At 55.8% G+C, this 4,837-nt stretch carries 4 protein-coding genes; 1 reads left to right on the forward strand and 3 read right to left on the reverse strand.

What is annotated here, in order from left to right; all coding sequences use genetic code 11:
- Nucleotides 1-828: sugar phosphate isomerase/epimerase family protein (locus H5U08_RS10265; protein WP_297032710.1), on the reverse strand; the 828-nt coding region annotated here is incomplete at its 3' end.
- A gap of 83 nt (nucleotides 829-911) precedes the next feature.
- The gene (locus tag H5U08_RS10270) at nucleotides 912-1,568 is read right to left on the reverse strand and encodes a hypothetical protein (protein ID WP_297032712.1); all 657 of its coding nucleotides are present in this window, start codon (nucleotides 1,566-1,568) and stop codon (nucleotides 912-914) included.
- Between the two features lie 178 nt (nucleotides 1,569-1,746).
- Between H5U08_RS10270 and H5U08_RS10275 the strand changes: the two genes are divergently transcribed.
- Complete coding sequence (locus H5U08_RS10275; protein WP_297032713.1) at nucleotides 1,747-3,285, forward strand: sulfatase; 1,539 nt, start codon at nucleotides 1,747-1,749, stop codon at nucleotides 3,283-3,285.
- A gap of 52 nt (nucleotides 3,286-3,337) precedes the next feature.
- Here H5U08_RS10275 and H5U08_RS10280 read toward each other — a convergent pair whose 3' ends face one another.
- Nucleotides 3,338-4,597: a trypsin-like peptidase domain-containing protein gene (locus H5U08_RS10280; RefSeq protein ID WP_297032715.1), complete on the reverse strand. Its 1,260-nt coding sequence runs from the start codon at nucleotides 4,595-4,597 to the stop codon at nucleotides 3,338-3,340.
- Nucleotides 4,598-4,837 lie beyond the last annotated feature (240 nt).

Genomic DNA, 4,837 nt, shown 5'->3' on the forward strand with positions numbered 1-4,837 from the left:
CTTCATGAACCGCAGTCCGTCCGCGGCGAGTTGGCGTTCTGACTCGTACATCCGGCGCCAGATTTTGGTGGCGGGGACCAGTTTTTCCAGCGCCAGCCCGAACGCCTCGATGACCATCGTGTTGTTGTAGCCAATCTCATGCAGGGTGTCGAAAGTTTCCTGCCATCGGACGTTTCCCGTCCCGGGGGTGCTGCGATCATTTTCCGAGATGTGAACGTGGACGAGGTAATCCTTCAGCGCACGGATGGCTGCCGGTATGTTTTTTTCCTCAATATGCGAGTGGAAGGTATCATACATCATTTTGCAACGCGGATGGTTGACATCCCGGCAGAAACGGGCGCCGTCGGCAGCGGTGTTCAAGAAATAACATTCAAATCGATTAAGATATTCAACGGCGAGAGTGACCCCGACTTTCTCGGCATGTTCCGCCACCTCGCGCATGGCCTCAACGCCCCATTTCCATTCATCTTCCGTGGGGCCCCGGCCGGTGAATTCGCCGAGAGCCGAGTGAAATGGCCCAGCCATAATCTCGGCGCCGAGCATGGCGCAGCAATCGAGATTCCGTTTGTTGGCCTCGATGCCCCGGCGACGGATTTCCGGATCGGAACTGATCGGGTTGGCATCGGCCGTGCGAACCGCTGTGGCTGTCCGCGCAAGTCCAAGCTCATCGAGACGTTTGGCCCACTTTTTGTAATTGGCCTCGTTGTCGAGATCAAAGACGGGAAGTTCAACGAGGTCAAACCCTAACTCTTTGACATCGTCGAGAAGGGGCAGGTACTCGTCGCACAGGGTGTCGGTCCACAGCAGCAGGTTGATTCCGAATCGCATGGTCGTCCTCCCATTCTTCTTTGCATGATACGTCAGGGCTATGCCCATCCGCGCCACGAAAGTGTGCCTTTATTCTGCCATGGCTATACGGACCCGTCCAGTGCCTGAAGGAGCTCTTTCGCATGGGCGGTGACAATCGGGCGTGACGCTTCGACCGCATTCTTAAAAGAATCAGAAAGATTCGGCAGCCGCAACCGGCGCATGACCTGATTGAGCCGTCGCAGGAGGCACTCACTGTCGGCATAATCGAAGAGAATTTTCTCCCGGCAAAACAGGCGGATAAAGCGTCCGAGCCCGCTGACCGGATGACCAAGAATTACGCCTGCTGCCCACTCCGTCCAGTCCGGATCAACGCTTTCCAGATCGGCGTAGTAGCGGGCGACATCCCCCCGCCGCGCCTGGACGAGCTGTGCGTCGAGCAGGACTTCCACCAAAAGATGGGAAAGGAAGACAGGTGGAATTCCCACGCCATTGAGAGACGGACGCACTTCCTGAAGCACGGCTACCAGGCAACGGGAAAAGGCCTCGCAGTTGTGAAACCGTCTGTCATCATCAAGGTGTTGCTTGACTCCGGCGATCAGTTCCAAGACATTCTGGTCTGCCTGGTGAGCCGCCTGATCGAGCCGCTGGGGCCGAAAACGGAGACGTCGATTGACCACGGAAAGCCAGTCGGGCAGCGCTGTGCCCGTCACAAATCGCGGTCGGCCGACGAATCTAAAGGCGTGAGCAAAATAGTTCATGGTATTTTATAGTGTGACCAGAAACGTGCCTGTGCGCGAGGCGACGGGATACGGGGAAGAAAATCCTATCCAAAAATGTCCCGCGCATTGTCGCGCCGTTGCGGTTGGGCCGAAATGTATTATCATATGCTCCAGAAATATTATTCACCACTCTCAACCGCGTTGGAGGTCTTAAGCTATGTTTCGCCCGAGCTCTCGACTTGCATGGATTCTTGCTTGTTGTATTGCGGTCGTTTTTAGCGGAAGTTTTGCACGCGGAAAAGAGGTCGGACAGAGTGCACGGCGGCCGAATATCCTGTGGATTTGTTCGGATGATCACGCCGCGTATGTCACAGGATGTTACGGCAATCGAATTGTCAGGACACCGCACATCGACCGCCTCGCCGCTGAGGGTATTCGATTTGATCATGCCTTCTGCAATGCCCCCATTTGTACTGCTTCTCGCCAGTCATTTATTACCGGACGTTATCCGCGGAGTGTGGGAGTGACTCTGCTGAAAACGCCGCTTCCGCAGAGCGAGGTGACACTGGCGGAGATGCTCAAAGAGGTCGGCTACGAGACGGCAGCCTTCGGCAAAATGCATTTCAACAGCCCGCTCAAGCATGGATTCGATTTGCGATTGGACTTGCCGGACTGGCAGAAATGGCTCAAACAACAGCCGAAGCGCCCACTGCCTCCCGGCGTGAATGTGCTTCCTCCATGGCGGCCCTTCAAGGATCCGGCACGCATATGGCTTAACAGTATGTGCTGGCCGTATGGAGCATGGGACAGCGAGATGTCAGGGACATTTTTTGCCCAGAAGGCGGCCGAGTTCCTCGCCAGTCCTCACGAAAAACCGTTTTTCCTGATGGTCAGTTTCTATGAGCCGCATTCCCCATTTCGTTTTCCGGTGGAATACCGAGGCCGTCATCGGCCGGAGGAGTTCACCGTTCCGGAAGTGGGGCCGGAAGACGATGATCAAATTCCCGCCATTTTTCGTGACTTAACGGATGATGAGAAACGCGGAATAAATGCGGCTTACTACACGTCGGTGGAGTTCATGGACAAAAATGTGGGGATTGTGCTCAAAGCCCTGGAGGAAAGCGGGCTGAAAGACAATACGATTGTCGTGTACATCGGAGATCACGGATACATGCTCGGTCATCACGGGCGATTTGAAAAACATTGCAGTTATGATCCGGCGATTTCTGCACCGCTCATCATGCGGTATCCACCTGTCATTAGACCGGGGAGTTCCACCAAGGCCCTGGTCGAGTTCATCGATATTGTGCCCACCCTTCTCGACCTGTGTGGGGTTCCCATTCCAGAGCGTGTCCAGGGAAAGTCATTGCGACCGCTCTTGACGGGGGAAACGAACACCCATCGCCCCTACGTCATTGTGGAATATGCCCACAACGACGAAATCTGCATCCGGGACGAGCGATACAAACTTGTGTACATGCGGGGTAAAAGAGTCCGAGATGATGGTTATGATCCGGGACGTCCGCTGCCGGGCGTCACAATAAAACTGTTTGACCTGGCGAGTGATCCGGGCGAGTTGTACAACCTCGCCAATCGGCCGGAACATCAAGAGCGAATCAAACGTTATCTCGATATCCTCGCCGACCAAATCAGAAAGACAGAGCGCCATCCGGAGCAACTGCCAAAAACGAACGATCCGCTCGAGATCATTGAATATGGAGTGCAACCGCACGACGTGACCAGCGCCGAGGAATGATGGCATCTGTCAGCCTCAGCCGCCGGGTTTTTAGCACACACGAAAGGCCTGCTTACTGTTCCGCGTCCAGTTGCACGGGAACATCCAGTGTGCGGCCCTGGCGGATTATCCGGAAGATGGCTGTTTCTCCCGGCCGTTTAGTGTCGAGAATACTCAACATATCATCGACGGTTTTTACGGGTTTTCCGTCGATGGCGATGACCAGATCGGCTGTTGAGCGGTCGATGGTGGTCGACTCAAAAACCAGAGGCCCCTGACGCCTTGTCCGCTTGACTATGCGGAATCCCTGAAGACCGGCTCGCTCGGCTGCGCCGCCTGGTTTCAGAACCGCCAGGAGTACGCCCTGATCCGTTTCCAAGACCTGAAGTATCCCGGCGTCCGCACGGATAACCCTGCCGGTACGGATAAGCTGGGGAACCACGCGAGCGATTGTATTAACGGGAATAGCAAAGCCCACTCCGGCACTTTCTCCCGTCCGGCTGGCGATAGCAGTATTCATGCCGATCATGAGTCCATGACTGTCAAGAAGTGGCCCACCTGAATTTCCCGGGTTAATGGCCGCATCAATTTGGATCATCTGTTTGAGCGTCCGCTTCGTTCTGGGATTGGGGAGGGAACGATTGAGACTTGAAATGATGCCCGTCGTCAGGGTTCGCTCCAGCCCAAAGGGATTTCCGATGGCGAAGACACGCTGACCCACCTTTAAATCCGTTGAATCGCCGAACACCACGGGAAAGAGCTTGTCGGAGGGGGCATCGATCTTGAGCACCGCGATGTCACTGGGGGGATCGGCACCTACGAGCTGGGCATCGTATGCCATCCCATCGAACAGAGTGACCGAAATGGCCTGGGCATTTTCCACGACGTGGTAGTTGGTCAGGATGTGTCCCTGGCGATCGATGACCGAGCCACTACCTTCTCCCTCGGCAATAACGTCCATAAAGAAAAAGGCACTGCCCTGGATGCTCTTGGTGCGGATGTTGACGACGCCTTTGTTCGCCCGTTCGTAAACGCCGATGTTGATCAACTCTTCTGGGGAATACTGTCCAACCGGGGGCAGGAACTGCTCCCAGGGGCTGACGGTCTGTTCCAGTGCAATGGTTGCTGTTCCGCCGGGTGGATTACTCGGGGAATACGTGCCGGATTGGGACGGCTGTGCGAACAACTGTGAGCGAGCGCCTGTGATGACCTGATTTTGTGCCAGGTGGATCGGCGGTGCGTGGGGCTGGCTTTGGCCTCGCGCCGAGAGCGCCCAGGCGAGAAGACCTCCTGCTAGCGCACTCAAAAGACAAGCCACCGCTGTCCAACGCATGTCACCCTCCTTATTCTGTCGCCATGGGCAGAGAACTGTTGCGGGGCGACCCCCCTAGGTTTCCAAAAATGCGAGCCAGTGTCCGACTCTTCCCGGACAGGAGCAGTTTGTTTCACTTTAGCGAAGAGCAACTGCCGGGAAAAGGGCGTAGGTGCCCCTACAGTCTCTGTCAATCTGACTGAGTTCTGGTGAGTTCTGAAAGAGACTGGGAGAGCGCTCCGAGGGCGTGCTCGATGGTGG

Source organism: Thermogutta sp., assembly GCF_014359955.1.
Classification (GTDB): domain Bacteria; phylum Planctomycetota; class Planctomycetia; order Pirellulales; family Thermoguttaceae; genus Thermogutta.

Excerpts from the sequence above, each read along its gene's own strand:
- H5U08_RS10270 (WP_297032712.1), bottom strand. The coding sequence starts at position 1,568 with ATGAACTATTTTGCTCACGCCTTTAGATTCGTCGGCCGACCGCGATTT.
- H5U08_RS10280 (WP_297032715.1), bottom strand. The coding sequence starts at position 4,597 with ATGCGTTGGACAGCGGTGGCTTGTCTTTTGAGTGCGCTAGCAGGAGGT.
- H5U08_RS10275 (WP_297032713.1), top strand. The coding sequence starts at position 1,747 with ATGTTTCGCCCGAGCTCTCGACTTGCATGGATTCTTGCTTGTTGTATT.